Raw genomic sequence first — 23,749 nt, 5'->3', positions numbered from 1 at the left:
ATGTGCCGGAGTGTACGTCAATATCTGTACTAACCGCGTCTGTATCCCCGGTAATTGTCCACTATTTTTTTCCATCCTCAAAACCAGGATTTTGAATCAAACTTGTACTCGGTACTACGGTAACTTCAGAAGAGTCAGTATAGCCTCCATCATATGAAACCACCGAAATGGTTGCTGTCCCAACGGCAAGTCCTGAAATTATCCCATTATAACGATCTACCTTTACAATATCAGGATTTGAGCTTGTAAATGTAACACCTTTATAGGTTGCATTAGTAGGATTGATGTTAGCCGTTAACTTGCCAGCAGCACCTACTTCAATCTTATTCGTATGCTTATCGAGAGTTACAGATTGCACAGGATGCCGGTTTGTCTCGACAGCACCGTCAATAAATGCATCTAATGCTAATGAGGGCGTACCATCCGGGTCCCATGCTGAATTAGGGTACCCAAAATAAATCCCCTCAGGTGCCCAATAAAATACACCAGTTCCCAAATCGTTCGGTACTGCTTGTAATTTATTTTGAACAGCTACAAGCATGTTATAAACGCTATCAGCATCCTTGGCAACGCCCCCCCCGACTTCAACTATCATAACTTCCTTCCCATATTTTGCTTCCAGTTTATTCATGTTTTCGCTTAATTCATTAATTGAGGAAGTAAAGACTGAATCCGGATAATAAGATAAGCCAATGATATCATAATCGCTATCTTTGAGACCGGCAGCTACAAGACCGGCGTAATACGGATCAACGCCAGCTTCTGCTCCACTTGATCTATGGATGATAACCTTAATCCCAGGAAAAACCGCCTTGGCTGCGCTCGATCCTGCTTGAATCAGTTGAACAAGGTTGGACGTATTGCTATATGCCCCCAACGGATGCATCATTCCATTATTAATTTCATTTCCGATTTGTCATACTTTCTCCAAACTTAAAAGAAGACATTTTCTGGCAGTCTTCCTAAAAACTTTTCCTTTTTTCTGTCTACTTTATTGGCATTTATTCAAATATGGGAAACCCCATAAAAAGAGGCACTTCCATCGCTAGGAGGCACCCCAAAAATTAAATGACAAACGAAATAATTCAAGTGTCCGACTTGCAATTGAAACTTTGGAACAAAAACTACCACAAAAACATAGTGAATATATTATTTATGCTCCTGGCGTTGGAGTGGCTCTGAATGCATTTACAGTCTTGTCCATAACAACCTGTGCATCACTTCCCGAATCAAGAATCGTATTTTGAAGCGATTCTTTTTCTACCAATACTGTTGTTACGGTAAGCGGCTCCGATGCTTCGGTAGTCAACAAAGCGTCTACTTGCGCAGAGAAACAAGAATCACTTATCTTGGCATGAACCTCCGTGGCAACAACATGATTATTAGAAATATAATTTCCATTACCCGAAACAATACGTATGATTACAGGTGTTGCACCTACCGGCTTGATGTTCTGAGTATTAATTCCTTCAGAAAAGTGATTAGCAATTACAGAATTATTATTGCCACTGATATAGAGGAGACCATACAAATCATCTAAACCATTGTCTATTCCCAGAAAAGGAGTCCAAGGTTCATGGTCACGTAAAAAGTGATTTGAAGAAACCAAGTTTTCCGAACAATTTTCCCTGAATACCACCATTCCTGGATAAAATGAATGAAGTCTATTATTTGTGATACTGGAACGTGTCACACCATCAAAATAGATACTGCTCGCACCTCGTGGAAAAACATTATTCGCTGTAATCAAAAGTCCACCAAAATTTTGAGCGTAAATTGAATATCCTTTAAAACCGGCTCCTATCAAGTTATCGGTTATTTTTGAAGCCTGTCCCCAACCTCGTAGTTCTATACAGTTACCACATTCAGCTATGAAATTATCATGTATAGTCAGTGCATCTGCATGATAAATAGTAATTCCATGCTCTAAATACAAAAAACCCATGCCTGTAATCCGAAATGAGTCACAAGCACTTGCAACATAAATACCCGTTTTCCCGTTAGTGTATGTGTTTTCCGGATTTGTTTCTCCTGAACCACCTTCAATAAAATGCAAACCATCAATACAAAAGTCAGAAAACTCTACCGAACTTATTCGGGGATTTCCACTTCGTTCAACATAAAATGCAGCTCCTTTATATTCCTCGTCATTTACTTCTAGGGGAATATCTACGAGTATGCGACTTCCTCCCGGCCACAATTCATGCAAATCCGCCCATTCATTCTCAGAAGTATTAAAACGAATACTCGAAGATGTAAACCCGTGCCCAGAACCCATAATTTTAAGATAACTGATGTCTATAACTACTTGACTGCCAAGATGATAATCTCCCGGTGGAATATAGATAACCGCACCCGGCTTTCCGCCTTTATTCACATCAGTGTCCGTTTGCCTACTTTTAATATCTGCTATAATGCTATTGATTACCTCACCAATATCCTCATACGGATTACCGACAGGCCACTCTGTTACGTCGTAATAATTTTTACTAGCCATAAATAAATTCTCCTATCAATTTAGTGTGTTTGTTCATAAACTACTTTTTCCTTGATATAGCTGGAAGTAAAGCCTTACGAATTCGTGCTTTTCCTGCCTACGCAAACTGCGCTTGCAGGGCTTAGCCGACGCTTACTTACGGCAGATTCAAGATCCACGAATGAATGAACTATCCTTTGAAGAACGTTTCGGTTTATTGGTTTCCGTAGACTCGGAAAGTTATAAATTCTTATATGGTCAAAAAGATCGCTAATATCCTTGCCAAGAAGGCAGGATGAGGCGATTTTCTTACTTTCACAGAAACAATAGGCCCTTCGGTTTATTCGTTAGATGTTTTCAACGCCTTCAAACCAAGCGCCAACGCCCCGCACAGTCCGGCATTATCCCCTAATCCCGTCGATATTCGTAAGAATGTCTTCCGCACTAACGTATCCGTTTAAATTTCTCTGTACCTCGGTTCGTATCATCGGAAGCAGTTGCTTCTGTTGCATAACGCCTCCGCCCAAAATGACCTTTTTTGGCGAAAGCATCAGGATTGCCGTTGTAACCGCCTGACCGATATAGAAGGCCTGTACAGCCCATGCCGGATGGTCTGCAGGGATTTCGCTTCCCTTCATGTTGCATCTTTTTTCAATCGCTGGCCCCGATGCCATACCTTCCAGACAATCTCCATGATACGGACATAGCCCTTCAAAACCGTCCTCCGGGTGACGCCTCGTCAGTATATGTCCTCCTTCCGGATGCACAAGGCCGTGAACCAGCTTTCCTTCCGTATAAACGCCTACACCGATTCCTGTACGGATCGTATAGTAGACGCAGCTATCCATGCCTTTGGCAGCCCCCATGTCGCTTCTCCGAATGCGGCTGCGTTTACATCCGTGTCCCATTCGTAAGGAACATCGAAAGCCTTTTTCAATGTTTCCAAGAAAGGATAATTCACCCAGCCCGGCTTCGGAGTTGTATATACTATTTTCTAACTGTTCCTATCCCTTCCCTGCGCAGGGCACAATTTCCAGATATCGATTGAAATCAGATTGGCCTGATCCCCAGTTGCAAATACATCCATGTTTATGCTTGCTGGATCCGGATAGATATTATTGGTTACTGCCGTACGGTAATCGTCCGTATATACCTCTATAACACATGTGTCAATAAAGATATGAAGCTTCAACGTTTTATCGTCCAATGTTTCCAGTTTGGTCGATTGAATGCCTTCACTCCACCCGTCAGAGTGATTGCGGTTAAAACGAAGCTCCTTCGATTGTAGATTATAGGAAAGAATCGTTTGTTGCGTCCCATCCGAAACAAGGCCGATCTCTTCAGCCTTACTTCCCTCCAGTTGGATTTCTGCCTTGGTCTCCAAACAGTCGCTGCCGACATATTTGGGCAGTACAGCGGTTCCTGGAGTAATGGCTGTATTTTCTAAACGGTAATGCTCCCTCCGGAGCACTTTCAATTCCTCGACCGGCTTAAACTTCAACCTTCCGCCGGCGTCCAGCTCCACGGTCCTTGGAGCCGACATGGCCCCACACCAATGGTTTTTCCCGGTTGGTCCGAAGTTTTTGAACCAAGGCATCCAATCACATTCATTTAGCCAAGCAATGATAATTCTTCTTCCTTTCATTTCTATTGATTACTCGTCTCTATAAAGCCTGTCATCATAAACAATTTAACCTGTTCCAGATTCGGTATCGCCGGGATCGCTCCTTTTCTCATCGTAGTTAAAGCTCCTGCAGCGTTTGCAAACTGTACGAATTTTTCAATATCTAAAATAGTAAGTTGCTCTAATTTCATATAATTTTCCAATAAGTGAAATAAAATTGATCCGAAAAAAGCGTCGCCGGCCCCCGTTGCATCAATCGCTTTAACTCGATAGGCAGGGATACTGCCCACATCCCCGCGCAATCTGTAAAAACAGCCTTTGTTACCAAGGGTGACAAAAATGACAGAAATGCCGTATTTATCCGATATCCATTTCGTTCCTTCATCCAAATCCATACTGTCTGTCAAAAAATGAAGCTCTTCTTCCGATACTTTTAGCACATCAGCGTAATGCAAGCCCTCTGAAATGATGATTTTGGCTTCGTCCAGTGAATCCCATAACGGTTCTCTTAAATTCGGATCGTAAGATATTAACAACCCTTGTTGTTTTGCAAATTTAACTGCTTTCATTGTCGCCGTCCTAAAAGGTTCGCCCGTCAACGAAACCGAACCGAAATGAAACACCCGACCTTTTCTGATTAGATCATAATTCACTTCATTCTCCTCTAGCATAAGATCTGCCCCAGGTTTTCGGTAAAAGCTGAACGAACGGTCTCCATCTTCTTTTAAATGAACAAATGCCAGTGTCGTATTTACGTTTTCAGCAAACACCAGACCACTCGATTCTATCCGATTATTCCAGAGTGTTTCCTCCAAGAAGTACCCGAATTGGTCATGCCCCACTTTGCCTATAAACGCCGTCTTTTTACCAAACTTAGATAAAACGGCTAAAACATTAGCGGGTGCGCCGCCCGGATTCCTTTCGAACAAAATGTTGCCCTTCTCGGACAAACCGTCAGGGGTAAAGTCAATTAATAATTCACCTAGTGCCACAACATCATACATGGAGTTCGCCTCCTTATTTCCATGCGGCATATAGGAAGCCGGCATTTCACTCATTCCTTTACTGCTCCCATCGTCATGCCACTTACAATATACTTTTGAATCATTATGGAGAAAATCATAACCGGTAAACTGAAACAGACAGCCGCGGCCGTCATAGGCCCTAAATCAAGATTATACGCGCCCAAAAATTCGGAAAGACCGACAGGCATCGTTTTAGCAGATGTACTGGTCATCATCAATGCCATCAAAAAATCGTTCCACGAAAGCATATAACAAAAGATGGAGGTTGTTGCCAAGCCTGGCAGGGAAATGGGCAGAATGATCTTTATAAACGCACCCAGCCTGCTGCAGCCATCCACGCGAGCCGACTCGTCCAGCTCCTTTGGCAATCCGTCAAAAAATCCGATCATCATCCAAATCACGAATGGAATGTTAATGCTTGTATACACAAGGATCAACGCGAATTTCGTATCGTATAGGCCCAACTGGTTTATTATTCCGTACATCGGAACCGCCACGCTGATTAAAGGCACCATCCGCACGCCGAGGGTCAGCAATAAAAACATATTACCCAAACGGGATGAAAACCGGGACAGGCCGTATGCGGCGAGCGATCCGAGAAATACACTTATAACGGTACTGGAAATTGCGGTAAAAAAGCTGTTGCCAAAATATTTTGCAATCGGAAGTAAATCAAACATCGTACGGTAATTTTCCAAAGTGAATACGGTAGGAATTAAGGTCGGGGTAGATGAAATAACTTCAGCTGATTCTTTCAGGGAAGTCATGATTAAATAAACGTAAGGAAATAAGAAGGCAAGCACAAACAATCCCGTTAAAAGCATGATTACCATGGAGCTTACCGTTAATCTTTGTTTGGTGAACGTAGTCATTTGATAACCCCCTGTGTCATACTGCTTTCTTGTTCGGATTCCACAACCGCATCATGAAAAACCCGCAAATTGACATTAACGCGACCATAAATAATATGGCAAGCGCACTGGAATATCCAACCTGATTATAACGAGCCATCGTGTTATAGATCATCGTGCTCAGAAGGGAAGAGGAGAAGTTAGGGCCGCCTTGGGTCAACACCCAAATGATATCAAACGAGCGTGCCGCATCAATCATTCTTATCAGGACGGCGACGACGATGACCGGACGAAGACAAGGCAGTGTAATACGCCAGAAACATTGGCTCTTATTCGCTCCGTCAATGTGCGCTGCTTCGTACAGACTTTCGGGTATGCCTTGTATGCCTGCCAGCAGGATCAGCATCATAAACGGCGTAGTCAGCCAGATATCTGCTATCATGCAGGACAGAAGCGCAAATCTTTCGTCTGATAACCACAAGATGCTCTGCGGGCTATCAATGATACCCATCTTGAAAAGAAAGGAATTAAGAATTCCGAATTGATCGTTGAGCATGAACTTCCAAATTAATCCGCAAACAAGCGGTGCAATCATGAGTGGACTTAAAAATAACGTACGCGCAAAATGACTGCCTTTGAAACCCGTGCTTAACAGCAGCGCCAGAATTAATCCGAGCACGAGCTCGACCGACACCGCTCCAATTACAAAAACGATAGTATTGTAAAGGGAGTGATAGAAACGGGCTGAAGTTAAAGCAGTGACGTAATTTTCTGCGCCGACAAATTGTGTACCGGTTTTGGAATCGAACAGACTGTCTCTTGCCAGAAGAAACATGGGATAAACGAAAAATAGAACCATAAAAACGGCAGCAGGTAAAAAGAACAATAGAGCTGTTCTCCGATCACTCTTCGTCATAGAGTCACATCCTTTTCATTTCGATAGATGAAACGGAGGATAGGCGCGCCTATCCTCCGCTCAAAACATAAATTTTACTGTCCTTGAATTTCGTTAATGATCTCAGCTGCTTCATCCAGTGCTTCTTGAGGTGTCTTCTTGCCCGACAAAGCTGCTTGCACAGCAGGAATCAGCGCTTCGCTTTCAATCTCGTTCCAGTGCTCAAGTACAGGGCGGTTCTTAGTTTGCTTCGCTGCCAAAGTCTCACCAAGCGAAAGCAGATGAGCGTACTCAGGTTTCTGTCCGCTAGTTTCGAGGATAGACTTACGAGCGGCTACACCAATTGCAGCCAAGTATTGGTCATTGCGATCGTAAAGGAATTTAATGTATTCTTTAGCGATGTCTTTTTGCTTGGAGGAGGCTGGGATAACTTGATACCATGGACCAGGTACAACACCAACTCCGGCATCACCGCCGATCATCGGCGCAGTCGCTACTTTTCCTGCTACTTTCGATTTGGCAGGATCGTTAGACGGGACGAAGAAATGTCCCCATTCCAGCATCATTGCCATCTTGCCATTCCAGAACAACTCGGCAATTTCGTCAGAAGCCATATTCAAAGCGCCTTCTGGTGCCGATTTATCTTCTCTCAAAACCTTAGTGATGAAATCCAAAGCATCTACGTACGGTTTTGTGTTTACATTTGATTTACCGTCTTCACCGACTATGAGTTGGTCTGCTCCGGCTTGCAAAGCATGATCCAGCCAGCTCGCAACGGAATCACCGTTATTTTTACCTAATACACCTGTACCATACATATCCATCTCGCCATTGTTGTCCGTATCGCGCGTGAAGAATTTAGCTGTGTCACGATACTCCTGCCAGTTGGTAGGCACCTTCAGTTCATAACCGTATTCCTTTTGGAAAGCTTCTTTTTCTTTCGCATCTTCAAAAAGGTCTTTGCGGTATAACATGGTTTTGGAGTTAGTCCACACCGGCATGCCGAGAATTTTGTCGTCTACTTTTCCGCCATCGATCAAGTTAGGATACAAATCGTTCTTCACTTCATCTGTAAACAGGTCGTCCATTGGCTCTAAGCCACTCGCTAATGCAGGAAACCACAGAATGTCGATTATCGCAGCATCGTAAGAACCCGTTTTTGCTTTTAATTCCGCGTTGAGCTTGTCAAAAACGCCGATATAAGGAACAGCTTCTATCTTAACTTCGTACCCCGTTTCAGTCTTGAATTCTTCTGCTGTAGCTGTGGCCACTTTAAAAGCGGGACTTCCACCTTCCACGAGCACAGTAAGGGACTTGTCCTTTTGCTTACCCGCAGAGCCTTCTTTGTTTCCTGCCGTATTGTTTACTTTTTCATTTCCGCCTGTACATCCCGACAATACTGCTATTATCAGCATCATGATAACTAAAGCTATCAAACCCATTTTTTTCTGATAAGCCATACCTAACATCCCCTTTATATTTTGTATTATCGATCCCACAACAGTTGTCGATTTTCAGCACACAACCTGATCATTGGCAATCCACCCAGCGGATACATTCAGTGTTTTTACCTCCTATAATATTCATGCCTTTCCATCATCTGCTTATACAATACAAATAAGTTGTTCTGTATTGTTAAAGTATTGATGATGTTGGAAACGCTAATGGTAGCGCTTTCCACGAATTCATTGTATATTAATATAAGTTAAAAGTCCTTGGCTATAATTTTTCAATACTTATCATATATTGCTTTTTATTTATTTTTCTCTCGGAGGTGACCCGAATGTTGTTTCAAAAGCTTTCTCCATATATTCGTGTGGCAATGGACAGTACAGTTCCGTCACAATGGCACTTGCAAGAACGAGTGCTATTTGATTACGAGCTTCTTTATGTAAAAGAAGGAAGGGTAAAAGTAACCATCGAAAATCAAACTTATGAAGGAGAACCTGGGGATTTATTTCTATTTCGACCGAAACAACCGCATTCCATTATGAAAATAGGTACCGGAATATGTCGGCAACCACATTTGCATTTTGATTTGATATTTAAGGAAGACAGTCCTGATGTAAAAATTTCTTTTAAACCGTTGGAGGAGATTTCTGAGGAGGAAATGATGTGGTTCCGCGAAGACGTCTTGGATAGTAATTCGCTTAAGATTGCGAGCCACCTGAGGCTTCGAAATCCTATTATTATCGAGAATATGCTATTTGAAATTATTAATGAATTCCAAATGAAGCTGCCTTATTACGAGACCAATGTGAAGGGTATGTTCATTCAACTGTTTATCCATCTCCTTCGCGAGAATTATTGGAACCAGAATCCTCATCTGGTTACCAACATGGATGAATTGGTTAAAATTCGCAACTACTTGAAACATCATATCGATCAAAAGGTGACAGTGGACGAGCTCGTTCACATCTCAGGAATAAGCAAGTTTTATTTAATTCATTTGTTTAAAAAAACATTCGGTATGAGTCCGATACAATATCACCAGATGTTACGAATTGAAAAAGCGAAAGAGATAATTCAGTTCACTACGGAATCTTTGACTGTAATTGCCGAAAAATTTGGATACTCCGATATTCAGTCATTCAGCAAAGCTTTTAAGAAAATAGACGGTGTCAAACCATCTTTCTACCGCAAACATAAATAAAAAAAACCGTCGGGGAATTTCAACCTGGCGGTTTATCGATTAATTTAACTCAAGCTTGTCGTTGTTGCAAAATATGATCGGCCGTGCGGATTGCGAGGGCAACCGTAGTTAATGTCGGATTTGCCGCAGATATTGTAGGAATCATACTGTTATCCGCCACAAACAAACCAGATACGCCAAAGATTTCACCAAACGGTAAACGGATGAGCGGCGCTTCAACTTCAGTGCCGAGACGTCGCTTACTAACACCTATTTCGATAATGGTAAAGCATCGGCATGTCATAATGAACTATTCATTACCTGGCATTGAGAACTTGATATAACTTTGCTTTAGAAATTCCAGTCTGCTCGGTTATTTCTTTTATGGTATATTTCCGACTACCATATAGAAGTAACGCCATTTCAACCTTGCTCTTATCCAATGGCGGTCTTCCTCCTTTTCTACCTCGAGCCCAAGCCGCTTGTAAGCCGGCCTGGGTTCTCTCTCGAATCGTCTCTGCCTCCATTTCAGCTAAACCAGCCATAATAGCGAAAAAAGCTTGCCCGCTGGTGTGCTATAGTATCTACTCCTAATGTGATGATCTGCAGACTGATTCCTCTTTCTTTAAGATCATGCGAAAGCTCGATTAACTGCTTTGTCGTCCGGCCAAGTCGATCCATTTTCCAAATGACTAATTTTCAGGAAAGCTTTGGTCTGAATCGTTCTCCTCCGGCTTATTCGTATTCTGTAACCGGGCATGCAACAAGCTCAAAATTCTATATTGGGATCTCAATGGGTTCTGGCTTTACTATCGCCACCTAGAACGTGGCAGATCTCAATAGCCTACAGGTAAGGAAGAAGTAGTAGCCATTTCCAGCAGGGAGCTTCGCTGGCTGCTGGATGGTCTTTCACTTAGCCAGCGGCAAGCCCATCCCAAGGTTAATGCCGTTACCGTCAATTAGACACATCTTTGTAATCATTTCGTCATAGGCACTTACAGGGATTGGTTTTTTTCTGTCTAATGAGTAAAGTATGGAAAAACATGCAGATACGCCAACCATCGAATCCCTACAACAACAAATCATCGAACAATCGGCCAAGCTTAAATGGTACGAAGAGCAGTTCCGCTTGGCGCAGAAGAAGCGTTTCGGTGCTTCCAGCGAGCAGACGCATCCGGATCAATTAGAACTCCTGTTGGCCAACGAAGCCGAAATGCTTGCAGCACCTGCTGGTGAAGAGCCGCGGTCTGAACAAATTACCTACGAGCGGCGCAAATCATCCGGCAAGCGAACAGAGGATCTCTCCAAGCTTCCAGTAGAAACAATCACCTATTCACTGGAGGAAGGCGAGCAAGTATGTGCGTGCTGCGGTGGGTTCCTTCACGAGATGAGTACAGAGACGCGCAATGAAATTGCCGTTGTACCGCCACAAGTGAAGGTCATCCGTCACATGCAAAATGTGTATGCCTGCCGTCATTGTGAACGTGAAGATATTGAAACCCCGATCGTCACAGCTGCGATGCCAAAACCTGTTTATCCGGGAAGTTTGGCATCACCGTCGAGCATGGCTTACGTTATGAGCCAGAAATACGTTGACAGCTTGCCGTTATACCGGCAAGAGCAGCATTTCGCGCGTCTTGGATACACTTTAACTCGTCAGACGATGGCGAATTGAGTGATCTATGGTGCACAGAAGTGGCTCATGCCATTGGACTCCGTGATGAGAGCTTATCTGGCTAAGGCAGGATGTGCTTCATGCAGATGAGACGACGCTGCAAGTGCTGCGTGAGCCTGGGAAGTCTGCTCAATCGTCCTCGTATTTGTGGCTGTATCGCACCGGACGCGGTGTAGCTCCGGCGGTCATCTACGATTACCAGAAGACACGTGGCGGCGAGCATCCACAAATCTTCTTATCCGGGTTCAAAGGTAACTGCATGTCGATAGTTATGCGGGCTATCATAAGGTTCCTGGTGTGACTCTTGTGGGATGCTGGGCACATGCGCGGCGTAAATACGATGAAGCGTTGAAAGCAGTCCCTCCAGCGACGAGAGGTAACAAGGATTCGGTAGCTAGTCAAGGACTGGCTTACTGCAATGCTCTCTTCGCCATTGAGCGCGAGCTGAAGGATGCTTCACCAGAAGAACGATATGCCGAGCGAAAGAAGCGAAGCCTTCCGATCCTGGAGGCTCATTCGGTATGGCTCAAGCAACAGCGCTCTCAAACACTGCCGAAGAGTCTGGTTGGAAAAGCGATTGCTTACAGCCTGAATCAGTGGGAGAAATTGACTACCTTCCTGAAGGATGGTAGGATCGAGATTGATAATAATCGCAGTGAGCGCTCGATCAAGCCATTCGTAATCGGGAGAAAGAACTGGTTATTTGCGAATACGCCTCGCGGCGCGAAGGCAAGTACGGCGATCTACAGCTTCATCGAGACGGCGAAGGAAAACAGACTTCTTCCATTTCAATATTTAAAGTACCTGTTCGAGCAGCTTCCGCAGCTTCCGGATTCACAAAATCCAGAGGCGCTCGAGCCTTATTTGCCATGGTCATCTATGCTTCCGATTACTTGTTGCGTTATGGGATAGGTATCGCAAAACTTTTGGTCTTAAATGGAGATGGAGCTAGTTGTACGTGATGGGACGCTTACAAAGCGGCAAGCACGAAGGCCACCCTGGACGAGGTGGCCTTTGCCATGCGGTCGTTACGCTCTTTTATTCAAAAAAACGCTTCTATTCCAGAGTCGTATCGGACCGGTGCCGAATCGCGCTTGCATGCCGGAAACGGGCGTATGAATGATGAAGGCGAGCAGCAGCGCGGAAACGGGCAGCTTGGCGGGAGGATAGACGACGTAGACGTCTTCCCATTCGGGGAGGAATTTGTTCTTGTAATCGTACAGGCCTTTGAAGTTGTACAGCTTGTTCCCGTACTTGTAGAGCAGCCTGACGATGAACGAATCGCCTGCGTTCGCGAAGGGAGCCATGCCGAGGCTGCATACATCGAAGCCGTTCTCCTGCGCCCACTTGAACAGCGACAGAAACAGAACGTCCATTGTGCCGTGCGGACATGCTTTCGTATAGCGCATGAGATCTACGGTTATTCGACGGGACGCGGCACCGGTGCCTTTATCGGGCGAAGCGGCGAAGTTCCCGTGGTCGCCCGCGATGGACGCGAAAGCCTCGCAGTCCCCATCCGGACCGGTCAGAATGGCTACCGGATACCGGCTGATATATTCCGGCGAGAAGGCCCCTACGGAGAAGCTTTTCTCGTTCCGGTTACGAAGCCATTCATCCGATACCGCTTGAAGACGATTAAGGAACGGCTCCGCATACGGCGGGTGAAGAACCTCGAAGCCGTATCCGCTCCGTTCGAATTTGTTCAAGCGGTTCCGAAGCTTTAGCCATTGCTTACCGTTCGTATGGAAGCCGGATAAGTTGATTAAAGCCTCTTCTCCGATCTTGATGCCCTGCAGCCCCAAGCGATGATAGAGCGGCAGATTGGAAGCTTTGGACTGATAGAAGACAGGCACCCGCTTATGAGCGCGGCAGTCTGCAACAAATTGCTCAATGACACGATTCATTGCCCGAGTGCTTCCGATCGGATCGCCGAGCACGATCCTTCTAGTTCCAACCGACCGATATGCGATTAGAGCCTCGCGCTCCGAATCCCAGAACCTTAAGGCATTAGGCATAAGAGAAGCAGAAAAAGAACTCGCTAAATTCCAAGTTGAAGTCGAAGCTGGCGAATATATTTCTCCCGAGAAAATGACTTTCAATAAATTTGTTGAAGAATGGAGAAGCAAATACGGAGTCAAACATCTAGAAGCTAAGACCCTCGAAAATTACAACCACATATTGAAAAACCATATCTCCCCTGTCTTCGGTAACAAACGACTCGATGAAATAAAACCGATTCATATTGTCAGCTTTATGAAAAATCTTGAGTTAGACGGAGCACGAAAAGATGGTAAGTCAGGAGGTTTATCATCAACGACAATTCGATTCGCCCATAGAATTATGAAAGACATTCTTGATCGTGCTGTTGAGTGGCGGATATTAAAAAGCAATCCAGTAGCCGCAACCAAACGTCCCAAGGTAGCTTGATTATCTGTTGATGTTTACGATGAAACAGAGGTGAGTGAATTATTGATTAGTTTAAATAATGAGGCCGAACACTGGAGGATCATGATTACAATGGCTATTACTACAGGTTTCCGTCGTGGAGAATTGCTTGCATTAGTTGGAAACACATTAATTTGGATGAAGCCTTCATTGAGGTTGTACAGTCATTGAGTTACGTAAATGGAAAAAACATCATCAAAGTACCTAAAACAAAAAACTCAATTAGAAAAGTCTCAATTCCGGTAGCGTTGCTACCTGATCTTATCCAATATAGAAACAACTCCATTTTGTCCAAAGAAATTGCAAGTGACAATTGGGCAGAAAAAGATCATTTCTTTGTTTTCTCCACATGGGACGGTAAACCCTATTTCCACACAGTACCGGGTACTTGGCTTCGAAGATTCCTAAAACGTAAAAAACTAAAACCAATACGTTTTCATGATCTAAGACATACATCAGCAACCTTACTTATCAATCAAGGCGTCCATGCAAAAACAATATCAAGCCGGTTAGGACATGCAGACATTCGAACAACCATGAATACCTACGGACATGCACTTCAATCTGCTGACCATGCGGCTGCGAATACATTCAATTCGATCTTGTCCCCGAAAGCAATTAAAATTACTGAATCAAACGGTGCGTAAAGACGTGCCGTTTTTTTATGCAGCTTAACATACATAGATAAAAAGAACTCATTAATATAATTGGCTTTGTTAACAGTACATATTTGTCCCCGCAAGTCGCAAACACAGGAACACATTTTTGTATTTTATTTTTTTCGTCCCCAATCCGTCCCCAAAGGTCAAAAACTTAATACTCTAATTTCTACTTAGGACATTATAAAAACAAAAAAACCCTTGATTATCAAGGGTTTTGGAAGTTTGTATTTGGTGGAGCCTAGGGGGATCGAACCCCTGACCTCATCGCTGCAAGTGATGCGCTCTCCCACATAGGCTGGTTTCACTACCAAAAAGATTTCAACGAGGTTTTATGAGCAACTTGCTTTTTTTTGAATTTTTATAAGGATCATCAATTATGCAGGTTACATATATGATCCAATTATCGACTTTCTGTTCATCTGGCAATCTCTTGTATGATACCAAGTTCATATTCTCGGAGTAGTTTTGGAGTCAAACTAATTCAGTTTTCCTTTCTTCTTCATTTTTTTCGATTTACTAGGAGTTTTGAGGTGTAGAAAATTCATTCATAAATTACGAACTCACGCGGATGAGAGACCACACTGTAATTTGGTGCTTGAAGAACCTTTCATACAATAAGTCCAGATTTCTATACTAAAATCCGGTGAACTATTGCGAGGAAATAAAATTGATAAAGGTCAATGGTTAGTCGCGGTCCGCGTTCAATACAGCTTATTATTCGTCCATTAGAATATTCAAATACTTGTGTTTTTTCAGGTTCTAACATTAAACCTGGTACTGATTGAATAGTCTTGTGTATTTTATTGAAGTCATACTTAAATTGATCTAAGGAAATTTTAGGAAGTACTATGATAAAATCATCGCTATGTCGCATGTACAGACCTTGTTTTTCATCAACAAAGCATTTTATTTTTTTATCAAAATCTAACATGTAAATATTCGAAAGAACTGCACTAATCGCAGAACCTTGGGGGATACCGCAATTATTATTGTTAGGCTTCACTTGTACTTTCTTGAAATTCTTAAATTGATCAGGTGCAATTGCCAGTCTTAATCGTTTAAACTCATAAATCCCATTCTCAATGTTTTTTAGATTATTTAGTTCAAGTAGACTTTCCATATCCCATACAGAGAACTTTGATTTGTTTATTATGTCACTTCTTATTATGAGTAAGCCTAGTTGGATGAGTCCTTTCGATTTATAAGACAAATTAGCTGGAGGATTTCTCTTTAATTAAAGAATAAGTTGCAGCCGAAGTTCGAGCGCTATTACGCGATTTAGACTCGGGACTAACCAATGTACTTCCTAAAAAACAAATAAAACCTGACCACATCCGGTCAGGTTTCTCATAAGGCAAACCATATGCAAATCCACTATTCACCATAAAAAATTACGCTTGATAAGCCTCTAATGCTCTTCGAACCTCTGTAGGTGTATCCATATCCAAGATTCGTTCGACAAGCTCTTTGCAATCGTTGCGATTCAAATTGATAATTTGGCGCTTTATCTTTTGGATGGCGGACGGAGACATGCTCCATTCATGCAACCCTAAGCCCATTAATAATGGCGCCGCCAAAGGATCTCCCGCCATGCTTCCGCACATGCCTGTCCATTTGCCTTGACGGTCGGAAGCATCAATGACTTGTTTAATAAGCTGGATGACCGCAGGATGGAAATAATCATATAGATAAGAGACCTTTTCGTTCATTCGATCGACGGCAAGCGTATATTGGACCAAGTCATTCGTGCCAATGCTGAAAAAATCCACTTCTTTGGCAAAACGATCAGCTTGAAGCGCCGCGGATGGTATTTCAATCATAATGCCGACTTCTATCTTCTCCGCCATCGGAATGGCCTCCAGACGAAGTTGCTCCCGGACCTCCTCGAAAATCCCCTTCGCTTTTCTCCACTCTTCAAGGCCTGAAATCATCGGAAACATTACTTTGAGATTGCCGTAAGCACTAGCACGTAAAATGGCACGCAGCTGCGTTACGAGCAGATCCGGACGATCCAGACACAATCGAATAGCGCGATAACCTAGAAAAGGGTTCAATTCATGAGGAAGCTCCAAATATGGCAGCTCTTTATCGCCGCCAATGTCCAGCGTCCGGATAACGACGGGACGTTCCTGCATCGCTTCTGCCACCGATTTGTATGCCTGAAATTGTGTTTCTTCATTAGGCATACTGCTGCGGCTCATGAACAAAAACTCCGTACGGTATAAACCGACTGCCTCAGCCCCTGCTCCCAGTAAACCATGAGCCTCTTCAGGCGTTCCGATATTCGCTGCGATTTCGACCTTAAAGCCGTCTACAGTAACCGCATCTTTATCCGCAAAAGCCTGCAGCTGTTGGCGGGATTCCTCTTGAAGCCGCATCTTCTCCCGCATATCCTCAATCGTCTTGGTATCAGGGTTCACGATGCAAACGCCGGTTGCCCCGTCGATCGCGAGCAAATCGCCGTCATTAATTTGTTCGATGCTGCTTCCCGCTCCCAGAATCGCCGCTATGCCCAATGAGTTCGCCAAGATGGCAGTATGCGAGGTTTTGCCGCCAACACGGGTAACAAAACCAAGTACGAACTGCTTATCCAATTGAACGGTATCGGAGGGGGACAGGTCGTCTGCGACGATAATGATTTCTTCTTGAATATCGGATAACTGGCTTCCTTGCCGTCCCCGCACATACGAGAGCAGCCTACTGCCCACATCTCGAACATCCGCAGCCCGTTCCCGCATATATTCACTTGGCATGCTTTCGAATATGCTAGCCGTCTGTATCGTTACCATTCGGACCGCCGTTTCCGCCGTCCACATTTCCCTAAGAATCTTTTGCTCCATGGGCGGGAAAAAAGAAGGATCATTCAGCATGCTGACCTGTCCTTTTAGAATAACTGCCTTCTCTTCCCCTAATAGGTCATTCGCCCGCGCGACTAAAGCATCCAAATCGGCTAAACAGTGCGCTTTTGCGGTATATAGCACGCCCGCTTCCATGTCCGGATCGTCGGTTTTCTGATCCTTGACATCCTCCAGACGAACAGGCGAATAGACAAACGCTTTTCCCAGTTTAATGCCTTCTGAAACTCCTAAGCCTTGAATGTTCAACTCCTGTGACATTGACCCGGGCCTCCTCTCCGTTATCACGCTGCTGTTATACCTCTCCAAATCCACCTTCAACCAGCTGCACAAGCGTTTCCAACGCCTTTTCTTCATCGGGGCCTTCAGCGGAAATCTCAATGACATTTCCTTGCGCAAGTCCCAGTGTCATGAGTCCCAAAATGCTTTTGCCATCCACTTTCACACCTTGCTCTTTAACCAAAACGTTTACTTGTGATTGAAACTTTGCGGCCTGCTCCGTAAACAATTGCGCCGGACGTATGTGAAAGCCCGTTGCATTACGAATGGTCACTTCTATTTTCAACATATGAATTCCTCTCCATTTCCTTCTTCTAAATAGTTTGCAGCAAGCCGATCAATTCCTCTGAATCCTGAACGGCGAACAATTTATTGCGGAATTCCTCATCAATTAACTTGCGGGATATCGCAATTAATATTTGAAGATGCTCGTTACCGGCCGCCTCCTCCGGCACCGCAATCATAAAAGCGACGGAAACGGGCTCACCATCAAGCGAATCCCAGTCTGTCGGATTCGATAGCTTTGCAAAGGCTAAGCCGGGCTTGCTAACACCGGCGGATTTCCCATGCGGGATAGCTACCCCGAAGCCAATTCCGGTAGAACCCGTCTTCTCGCGGTTCACGACTGCTTCAAGGTAGGCAGACTTATCGGTAACGCATCCGGATAGCGCTAACGCGTCCACCATTGCTTGCATGCATTCCGTTTTGTTTGAAATGTCCAAAGGAATTAAGATCGATTGTTTGTCCAGCAGTGCACTTATGTTCATATTAAACCCCTCCTGCTAATTCTTGTTTCAATGGTTTTTTCATAAAGCTGAGCATCAATGCCGTCACGACGGTTCCGATTAGAATGGCTAATGCGTACAAGCCCAAATGAGAGACCGCGTTCGGAATCGGCAGAACGAAGATGCCGCCGTGCGGCGCCCGCAGCGTTGCTCCGAATAGCATGGATAATGCTCCCGTAACAGCCGAGCCGACCACTAAGGACGGAATGACACGAAACGGATCTCCAGCGGCAAAAGGAATCGCTCCCTCCGTAATGAAGGAAATACCAAGCACGGCTGCAGACTTACCGCCATCCTTCTCGTCCTGCGTGAACTTTTTCGGTGCCAGCATCGTTGCGAGCCATATTCCGAGCGGAGGTGTCATTCCCGCTGCCATAACCGCTGCCATTGGGCCAAACACATTACTAGCCAGAAGTCCTACCGCAAATGTATAAGCAGCTTTATTAACAGGACCGCCCATATCGAAGGCCATCATCGCACCAAGGAGCAATCCTAGTAGAATAGCATTTGTCGAACCAAGCGACTTTAGCCACTCCGTTAAGCTGTCCATAATAAATTTCACGGGTTCCCCGATAACAAATACCATCAACAAGCCTGTAATCGCTGTCGCAATTAGCGGGATCAATAGAATTGGCTTTAAGCCTTCCAAGTTTTTAGGCAATTTAATGGAATGCTTTAACCATTTTGCCAAGTAACCTGCCAGAAAGCCTGCCGCGATACCGCCGATAAAGCCCGCGCCGATTTGCGAAGCCAACATGCCTCCAACCAATCCCGGCGCAAGTCCAGGCTTCTCGGCAATTGAGAACGCAATGAAACCGGATAGAACGGGAACCATAAGTGCAAAAGCGGCACCTCCGCCAATATTCATCAAAGCTGCTGCCAATGTTCCTTCTTCTTTAAAGGCTTCAATTCCGAAAATGAAGGAAAGCGCAATAAGCAAACCTCCCGCTACAACGAGCGGCAGCATAGCCGAAACGCCCGTCATCAGGTGCTTGTAAGCACCCGTTCGCGATGAACTGCGTTCCGCTTTTGATTTATCTACTTGCTTTTGATAATCGCCAGGTTCTGAAGCCTGCATATTTAACGCTTGCTCAATCAATCCTTTAGGATCCTTAATCGCTTGAGCTACACGTACCTTGACGACCGGCTTCCCTTGAAAGCGAGACTCCAATACGTCAGTATCTGCAGCAACAATAACAGCATGCGCTTCAGCGATTTCAATTTCTGTAAGCTCATTTTCAACACCAACAGCTCCACGGGTTTCAACCTTCAGCTCGATTTGTCTCTCTTTCGCTGCTTTCACAAGTGATTCTGCTGCCATGTAAGTATGCGCAACGCCTGTCGGGCAAGCTGTAACAGCAATAATTTTCTTCATCATTTTCCCCTCCTGATTAGTTATCCTTCGAATGAAATGCGAGAAATGTCGATGAGTCCAAGCTTGTTTTGGACCTCGTCAAGCGTACATACCTCAGTCCCGGACTTGGAAGCGGTAACAGTTCCTGCTGCAGAGGTCCACCTCGCTATATCTTCGAGAGACTTATGGCTCAAGAAACTATATGCCATAGCGGCTACCATGGAATCCCCTGCGCCAACTGTACTCAAAGGGGTGATCGGGAACGGTTTGGCGCGAATCGCTTCCCGTTCACTGACGAGAATGGATCCTTCGCTGCCCATGGATACCATGACATAGGAAATGCCTTTGCGAATCAGCATTTGCGCTGCGGATACGATTTGCTCGTCTGTCGTGTACGTTGTGTCAAACAAGGCTTCCAATTCATGAATGTTCGGCTTTAAGGCAAATGGTACAGCTTCAATGCCCCGTGCAAGAGCTTCCCCGTCAGCGTCCAGAATGGTACGGATCCCCTTGCGGTTTGCCAGTTCAATCAGCCTTTGATAGTAATCAACCGGCGTTCCCGGAGGCAAGCTTCCTCCTAAAACAACAAGTGATGCTTCGCTGAGGTTCAACTCGAAGCGTTGAACAAATTCCTCCAGCAGCACTTCGCTTGGCGAGAAGCCAGCTTCATTCAATTCCGTCGTTTGTTGGGTCCGCTCATCCACCACCTTCAGGTTGGTGCGGGTTTCTCCTTCCGCCTCAATCAAGCAAGAAGGGATACCTTGCTCGCGAAGCTTCTCCAAAATAACTTTTCCTTCATGTCCCGCTTGAAAGCCTAGTGCCTTGACAGGGACCAAAAAACGATGCAAAACTTTCGCGACATTAATGCCTTTACCGCCCGCATCCGTTCGTATGGTCTTTATGCGATTTAGCTCGCCGAAAGAAAAATTTTCCACCGTAACGGTTTTATCTACAGCGGGATTTAATGTTACCGTATGGATGGTATTCATTGTTCCAATCTCCTTACCACTGTTACTTTGATTCCTTCTGCTTCCATCTCTCTAACCGCTTGTTCCGATATCGCGTCATCGACGATGCAATGATGAATGTCAGATAACTCGGCAACTTTGGCAAACGATACCTTACCGAATTTACTGTGATCCGTTACTAAGATGACTTGTTTGGCGGATTGTATCATTCGTCGTTTTGTTTCCGCCTCTGTCAAGTTTGGCGTAGTCAACCCGCCACCCGTATCAATACCGTTAATGGCCATGAACAGCTTATCGACTCGGATGGAATCGATCGAGCGATCCGCAATCGGACCAACCAGCGCTTGCGTTTCATACCGCAAGGTTCCGCCGGTAAGAAGCAAATCAAGATGCTTCACTTGGTTCAATTCCTGCGCCACCATATTCGAATTGGTGACGACGGTTAATTTCTGAAAATTTTTCAAGTGTTTGGCCATAAAATACGTCGTCGTTCCCGAGTCGAGAAAAATGGTGTCTCCTTCTTCAATAAAGGATAACGCTTTCTGAGCGACATCTTCCTTCTGTTGACGGTAGCGGACCTCTTTTTCCACAAATGAGGGCTCCACGCTATCCTGTTGAAGTAGGACCGCACCACCATGGGTTCTGCGGAGCTGCTTTGCTTCTTCCAATTCCCTTAAATCCCTGCGCACCGTTGATTCAGATACTTGAAAATGCTCCGCGAGCTCAGGCACCAGTGCTCTGCCATGACTCTGTATATAATCAACGATCTTCCGCTTTCGCTCTTCCTCAAATAGCATGCGTTGTCACACCTCTTTCCAAGAAGCCCATCCGTGAATGACTCTATCATATTCACGCTCACTTTATGACCACTTGTTCTTGTTTATGATTATATATGATCATTTATTAATTGTAAAGCGGTTTCATTTTAAATTTCATTCATATATGAGCACCGAGCAACTATAATGTATAAAGCCGCACCTTATAGTAATGCCAAACCTAAAATTGGATATTCGAGACTTTCTCCGACCACTCTATACGTTTTCTCAGCACATAGGAGAATAGATTTCAGGAACTGGGAAAAGCTTGTCTTGATCCAGCGTGTTGGCATAACTTTGAACACCAGATTATTCGCAACTAAACTAAACTCAAGGTTATTATGAAATTCAAACAGCGGAGGCGAGATCACACGTGTTTACTAATCTTCTTGTGTCCGGTCCATTTGCCTGAATTTGCTTTTGAGAGGTTAAGGCCATCATGACGCAGTAAGGGCATTCCCGTGAACATAGCCACTTAAATCGCCTGCTTCGCCAAGAATGCCGGTTAGTGAAATCGCATTAATATTACTAAATTACTCTCAGATCGACACTCCCTTTATTGGAGTATTAGCACCAGTCACTAAAATCATGTTATTTATGGTATTCAAATATCGTTTAGCATAGTTTAATTCAAATAATATTTGGCTAAATCCTGGCCATTTTTATCCCCCTATAAGATCACTTATAGGAAATTATTTCCTATATTGATTTTTTGGATACTAATTAAGTAAATTCCAAGTTGAAGTCGAAGCTGGCGAATATATTTCTCCCGAGAAAATGACTTTCAATAAATTTGTTGAAGAATGGAGAAGCAAATACGGAGTCAAACATCTAGAAGCTAAGACCCTCGAAAATTACAACCACATATTGAAAAACCATATCTCCCCTGTCTTCGGTAACAAACGACTCGATGAAATAAAACCGATTCATATTGTCAGTTTTATGAAAAATCTTGAGTTAGACGGAGCACGATAAGATGGTAAGTCAGGAGGTTTATCATCAACGACAATTCGATTCGCCCATAGAATTATAAAGGACATTCTTGATCGTGCTGTTGAGTGGCGGATATTAAAAAGCAATCCAGTAGCCGCAACCAAACGACCCAAGGTAGCTCGACTAACTGTTGATGTCTACGATGAAGTAGAAGTAAGTGAATTATTAAATGGATTAAGTAATGAGGCAGAACACTGGAGAATCATGATAACAATGGCTATAACAACTGGACTACGCCGTGGAGAATTGCTGGCATTAGAGTGGAAACATATTAATATTGATGAAGGCTTCATTGAGGTCTTACAGTCACTAAATTATGTCAATGGTCAAAATATCATAAAGCCACCTAAAACAAAAAACTCAATTCGAAAAGTCTCTGTTCCCAAAGCGTTGCTACCTGATCTTATCCAATATTGAAACAATTCCACTGTGTCCAAAGAAAATGCAAGTGACAATTGGGCTGAAAAAGAACATTTCTTCGTTTTCTCCACCTGGGATGGTAAACCATATTTCCACACTGTACCGGGTACGTGGCTTCGAAGATTCCTAAAACGTAAAAAACTAAAACCAATTCGTTTTCATGATCTAAGGCATACATCAGCAGCCTTACTTATCAATCAAGGCGTCCATGCAGTAACAATATCAAGCCGGTTAGGACATGCAGACATTCGAACAACCATGAAGTCGCAAACACAGGAACACAATTTTGTATTTTATTTTTTTCGTCCCCAATCCGTCCCAAAGGTCAAAAACTTAATACTCTAATTTCTACTTAGGACATTATGAAAACAAAAAAACCCTTGATTATCAAGGGTTTTAGAAGTTTGTATTTGGTGGAGCCTAGGGGGATAAAGCTCGTACGAACTCGCTAATCCATCATGGGATGTCCGAATCTTTGATCAAATGGCTGACGAAGCGTATTCAAAGAGGACTTTTAGCGGTAGATTCAAACGCCGTGCTCCTCCGCATTCGCTCCGTCCGCGCGGACTGAACCCCGGGGTTCGCCTCAATAGGGCTCCACCAAAACAATAAAAAAACCACTTCAAGGAAGTGGTTTGAGTTATTGTTTTGGTGGAGCCTAGGGGGATCGAACCCCTGACCTCATCGCTGCCAGCGATGCGCTCTCCCTCCGTTGTTGGTTTCACTACCAAAGACACCCGCAAAAGCATGGAACATGCCCGTCTTGCTTGCTCTCCATTTCAACTACGAACACTTTCAAGATATAAGGCATGCCCTTGAGCGAGTGACGCCGCGCATGCTAGCATCTCGCTTGGGTGAGTTGCATGACTTGGGTGCAGTGAATAAACAGCTAATCGAACAACCGCGACCTTCATTTTTATATCGGCTGCACTGCCATGTAGATAAGCCAATCAATCAGTTGGCTGCCAACTTGCAATCCATTCTATGAACCTGTG

General features: G+C 44.2%; 22 protein-coding genes and 7 pseudogenes. 8 read left to right on the top strand and 21 right to left on the bottom strand.

Going from position 1 to position 23,749, the window contains the following annotated elements; genetic code table 11:
* Positions 1-61: 61 nt before the first annotated feature.
* From HI950_RS14235 to HI950_RS14195, 9 genes and pseudogenes are all read right to left on the bottom strand, one after another.
* Entirely contained in the window at positions 62-913 is an 852-nt protein-coding gene (locus HI950_RS14235; protein ID WP_317618373.1) for a glycosyl hydrolase 53 family protein, read from the bottom strand.
* A 240-nt stretch (positions 914-1,153) separates the two neighbouring features.
* Positions 1,154-2,497 (bottom strand): NosD domain-containing protein, encoded by a 1,344-nt coding sequence (locus HI950_RS14230; RefSeq protein ID WP_169085161.1) that lies wholly within the window; start codon positions 2,495-2,497, stop codon positions 1,154-1,156.
* Between the two features lie 380 nt (positions 2,498-2,877).
* On the bottom strand, positions 2,878-3,384 hold the full coding sequence (locus tag HI950_RS14220; RefSeq protein WP_262985707.1) for an ROK family protein: 507 nt from the start codon (positions 3,382-3,384) through the stop codon (positions 2,878-2,880).
* Between the two features lie 8 nt (positions 3,385-3,392).
* A pseudogene (locus HI950_RS36690) lies at positions 3,393-3,437 on the bottom strand (hypothetical protein); the annotation flags it as partial.
* A 33-nt stretch (positions 3,438-3,470) separates the two neighbouring features.
* Positions 3,471-4,121, bottom strand: coding sequence for a GH32 C-terminal domain-containing protein (locus tag HI950_RS14215; protein ID WP_169085163.1), 651 nt, complete (start codon positions 4,119-4,121; stop codon positions 3,471-3,473).
* A 2-nt stretch (positions 4,122-4,123) separates the two neighbouring features.
* Complete coding sequence (locus HI950_RS14210) at positions 4,124-5,158, bottom strand: PfkB family carbohydrate kinase (RefSeq protein WP_317618363.1); 1,035 nt, start codon at positions 5,156-5,158, stop codon at positions 4,124-4,126.
* On the bottom strand, positions 5,155-5,997 hold the full coding sequence (locus tag HI950_RS14205) for a carbohydrate ABC transporter permease (RefSeq protein ID WP_169085165.1): 843 nt from the start codon (positions 5,995-5,997) through the stop codon (positions 5,155-5,157). Before HI950_RS14205 ends, HI950_RS14210 begins: the two co-directional genes overlap by 4 nt.
* 16 nt (positions 5,998-6,013) lie before the next feature.
* Complete coding sequence (locus tag HI950_RS14200; RefSeq protein WP_169085167.1) at positions 6,014-6,892, bottom strand: carbohydrate ABC transporter permease; 879 nt, start codon at positions 6,890-6,892, stop codon at positions 6,014-6,016.
* 74 nt (positions 6,893-6,966) lie between these two features.
* Positions 6,967-8,331, bottom strand: coding sequence for an ABC transporter substrate-binding protein (locus tag HI950_RS14195; protein WP_169085169.1), 1,365 nt, complete (start codon positions 8,329-8,331; stop codon positions 6,967-6,969).
* A 323-nt stretch (positions 8,332-8,654) separates the two neighbouring features.
* Here HI950_RS14195 and HI950_RS14190 point away from each other — a divergent pair, with 323 nt between their 5' ends.
* Positions 8,655-9,524 carry an AraC family transcriptional regulator gene (locus HI950_RS14190; protein WP_169085171.1) on the top strand — a complete coding sequence of 290 codons (870 nt, stop codon included), beginning with the start codon at positions 8,655-8,657 and terminating at the stop codon, positions 9,522-9,524.
* A 49-nt stretch (positions 9,525-9,573) separates the two neighbouring features.
* Here the strand turns inward: HI950_RS14190 and HI950_RS35810 are convergent.
* From HI950_RS35810 to HI950_RS36995, 3 genes and pseudogenes are all read right to left on the bottom strand, one after another.
* Positions 9,574-9,720 (bottom strand): annotated as a pseudogene (locus HI950_RS35810) (GMC oxidoreductase); the annotation flags it as partial.
* Positions 9,721-9,820: 100 nt separating this feature from the next.
* Positions 9,821-10,060: pseudogene (locus HI950_RS37000) on the bottom strand (helix-turn-helix domain-containing protein); the annotation flags it as partial.
* On the bottom strand, positions 10,032-10,193 hold the full coding sequence (locus tag HI950_RS36995) for a recombinase family protein (protein ID WP_411268097.1): 162 nt from the start codon (positions 10,191-10,193) through the stop codon (positions 10,032-10,034). The pseudogene HI950_RS37000 and the gene HI950_RS36995, both read right to left, overlap by 29 nt.
* Before the next feature lie 30 nt (positions 10,194-10,223).
* On the opposite strand from HI950_RS36995, the pseudogene tnpB reads away from it, so the two are divergent.
* Together tnpB and tnpC are read left to right on the top strand one after the other, a co-directional pair.
* Positions 10,224-10,346: pseudogene (tnpB, locus tag HI950_RS36990) on the top strand (IS66 family insertion sequence element accessory protein TnpB); the annotation flags it as partial.
* A 190-nt stretch (positions 10,347-10,536) separates the two neighbouring features.
* Positions 10,537-12,090, top strand: a pseudogene (gene tnpC / locus HI950_RS14165) (IS66 family transposase).
* Between the two features lie 116 nt (positions 12,091-12,206).
* On the opposite strand, the gene HI950_RS14160 reads toward tnpC, so the two are convergent.
* A complete protein-coding gene (locus HI950_RS14160) occupies positions 12,207-13,193 on the bottom strand; it encodes a phosphatidylglycerol lysyltransferase domain-containing protein (RefSeq protein WP_169085177.1) in 987 nt (328 codons plus the stop codon).
* Here HI950_RS14160 and HI950_RS14155 point away from each other — a divergent pair.
* The gene (locus HI950_RS14155) at positions 13,090-13,605 is read left to right on the top strand and encodes a tyrosine-type recombinase/integrase (protein WP_317618362.1); all 516 of its coding nucleotides are present in this window, start codon (positions 13,090-13,092) and stop codon (positions 13,603-13,605) included. The genes HI950_RS14160 and HI950_RS14155 overlap by 104 nt on opposite strands.
* A 71-nt stretch (positions 13,606-13,676) precedes the next feature.
* On the top strand, positions 13,677-14,270 hold the full coding sequence (locus HI950_RS14150; protein WP_223285303.1) for a site-specific integrase: 594 nt from the start codon (positions 13,677-13,679) through the stop codon (positions 14,268-14,270).
* Between the two features lie 643 nt (positions 14,271-14,913).
* Here HI950_RS14150 and HI950_RS14145 read toward each other — a convergent pair.
* From HI950_RS14145 to HI950_RS37285, 8 genes and pseudogenes are all read right to left on the bottom strand, one after another.
* Complete coding sequence (locus HI950_RS14145) at positions 14,914-15,405, bottom strand: reverse transcriptase domain-containing protein (protein ID WP_169085183.1); 492 nt, start codon at positions 15,403-15,405, stop codon at positions 14,914-14,916.
* 271 nt (positions 15,406-15,676) lie between these two features.
* Complete coding sequence (ptsP, locus tag HI950_RS14140; protein ID WP_169085185.1) at positions 15,677-17,401, bottom strand: phosphoenolpyruvate--protein phosphotransferase; 1,725 nt, start codon at positions 17,399-17,401, stop codon at positions 15,677-15,679.
* A gap of 34 nt (positions 17,402-17,435) precedes the next feature.
* The gene (locus HI950_RS14135; protein WP_169085188.1) at positions 17,436-17,708 is read right to left on the bottom strand and encodes an HPr family phosphocarrier protein; all 273 of its coding nucleotides are present in this window, start codon (positions 17,706-17,708) and stop codon (positions 17,436-17,438) included.
* A 25-nt stretch (positions 17,709-17,733) separates the two neighbouring features.
* On the bottom strand, positions 17,734-18,186 hold the full coding sequence (locus HI950_RS14130; protein WP_169085190.1) for a PTS sugar transporter subunit IIA: 453 nt from the start codon (positions 18,184-18,186) through the stop codon (positions 17,734-17,736).
* 1 nt (position 18,187) lies between these two features.
* Positions 18,188-19,579: a PTS fructose transporter subunit IIC gene (locus tag HI950_RS14125; RefSeq protein ID WP_169085497.1), complete on the bottom strand. Its 1,392-nt coding sequence runs from the start codon at positions 19,577-19,579 to the stop codon at positions 18,188-18,190.
* A gap of 20 nt (positions 19,580-19,599) precedes the next feature.
* On the bottom strand, positions 19,600-20,547 hold the full coding sequence (pfkB, locus tag HI950_RS14120; protein WP_169085192.1) for a 1-phosphofructokinase: 948 nt from the start codon (positions 20,545-20,547) through the stop codon (positions 19,600-19,602).
* Complete coding sequence (locus HI950_RS14115) at positions 20,544-21,323, bottom strand: DeoR/GlpR family DNA-binding transcription regulator (RefSeq protein ID WP_169085194.1); 780 nt, start codon at positions 21,321-21,323, stop codon at positions 20,544-20,546. The genes pfkB and HI950_RS14115 overlap by 4 nt, the downstream gene beginning before the upstream one ends.
* A gap of 388 nt (positions 21,324-21,711) precedes the next feature.
* Positions 21,712-21,865, bottom strand: a pseudogene (locus HI950_RS37285) (transposase); the annotation flags it as partial.
* Between the two features lie 253 nt (positions 21,866-22,118).
* Here HI950_RS37285 and HI950_RS36985 point away from each other — a divergent pair.
* The 3 genes and pseudogenes from HI950_RS36985 (at position 22,119) to HI950_RS36980 (ending at position 23,742) form a co-directional block, all read left to right on the top strand.
* On the top strand, positions 22,119-22,316 hold the full coding sequence (locus HI950_RS36985; RefSeq protein ID WP_169085196.1) for a tyrosine-type recombinase/integrase: 198 nt from the start codon (positions 22,119-22,121) through the stop codon (positions 22,314-22,316).
* Positions 22,317-22,349: 33 nt separating this feature from the next.
* Positions 22,350-23,099: pseudogene (locus HI950_RS35800) on the top strand (site-specific integrase).
* Positions 23,100-23,508: 409 nt separating this feature from the next.
* Entirely contained in the window at positions 23,509-23,742 is a 234-nt protein-coding gene (locus HI950_RS36980) for a winged helix-turn-helix transcriptional regulator (protein WP_169085200.1), read from the top strand.
* The last annotated feature ends 7 nt before the right edge of the window (positions 23,743-23,749 follow it).

This window comes from Paenibacillus sp. PL91 (genome assembly GCF_012935325.2).
Classification (GTDB): domain Bacteria; phylum Bacillota; class Bacilli; order Paenibacillales; family Paenibacillaceae; genus Pristimantibacillus.
This window is presented reverse-complemented; position numbering and strand designations above follow the sequence as displayed.

Coding starts and splice junctions, on each gene's coding strand:
- HI950_RS14230 (WP_169085161.1), bottom strand. CDS start 2,497: ATGGCTAGTAAAAATTATTACGACGTAACAGAGTGGCCTGTCGGTAAT.
- HI950_RS14220 (WP_262985707.1), bottom strand. CDS start 3,384: ATGGGACACGGATGTAAACGCAGCCGCATTCGGAGAAGCGACATGGGG.
- HI950_RS14215 (WP_169085163.1), bottom strand. CDS start 4,121: ATGAAAGGAAGAAGAATTATCATTGCTTGGCTAAATGAATGTGATTGG.
- HI950_RS14210 (WP_317618363.1), bottom strand. CDS start 5,158: ATGAGTGAAATGCCGGCTTCCTATATGCCGCATGGAAATAAGGAGGCG.
- HI950_RS14205 (WP_169085165.1), bottom strand. CDS start 5,997: ATGACTACGTTCACCAAACAAAGATTAACGGTAAGCTCCATGGTAATC.
- HI950_RS14200 (WP_169085167.1), bottom strand. CDS start 6,892: ATGACGAAGAGTGATCGGAGAACAGCTCTATTGTTCTTTTTACCTGCT.
- HI950_RS14195 (WP_169085169.1), bottom strand. CDS start 8,331: ATGGCTTATCAGAAAAAAATGGGTTTGATAGCTTTAGTTATCATGATG.
- HI950_RS14190 (WP_169085171.1), top strand. CDS start 8,655: ATGTTGTTTCAAAAGCTTTCTCCATATATTCGTGTGGCAATGGACAGT.
- HI950_RS14160 (WP_169085177.1), bottom strand. CDS start 13,193: ATGCCTAATGCCTTAAGGTTCTGGGATTCGGAGCGCGAGGCTCTAATC.
- HI950_RS14145 (WP_169085183.1), bottom strand. CDS start 15,405: ATGGAAAGTCTACTTGAACTAAATAATCTAAAAAACATTGAGAATGGG.
- ptsP (WP_169085185.1), bottom strand. CDS start 17,401: ATGTCACAGGAGTTGAACATTCAAGGCTTAGGAGTTTCAGAAGGCATT.
- HI950_RS14135 (WP_169085188.1), bottom strand. CDS start 17,708: ATGTTGAAAATAGAAGTGACCATTCGTAATGCAACGGGCTTTCACATA.
- HI950_RS14130 (WP_169085190.1), bottom strand. CDS start 18,186: ATGAACATAAGTGCACTGCTGGACAAACAATCGATCTTAATTCCTTTG.
- HI950_RS14125 (WP_169085497.1), bottom strand. CDS start 19,579: ATGAAGAAAATTATTGCTGTTACAGCTTGCCCGACAGGCGTTGCGCAT.
- pfkB (WP_169085192.1), bottom strand. CDS start 20,547: ATGAATACCATCCATACGGTAACATTAAATCCCGCTGTAGATAAAACC.
- HI950_RS14115 (WP_169085194.1), bottom strand. CDS start 21,323: ATGCTATTTGAGGAAGAGCGAAAGCGGAAGATCGTTGATTATATACAG.
- HI950_RS36985 (WP_169085196.1), top strand. CDS start 22,119: ATGACTTTCAATAAATTTGTTGAAGAATGGAGAAGCAAATACGGAGTC.
- HI950_RS36980 (WP_169085200.1), top strand. CDS start 23,509: ATGCCCGTCTTGCTTGCTCTCCATTTCAACTACGAACACTTTCAAGAT.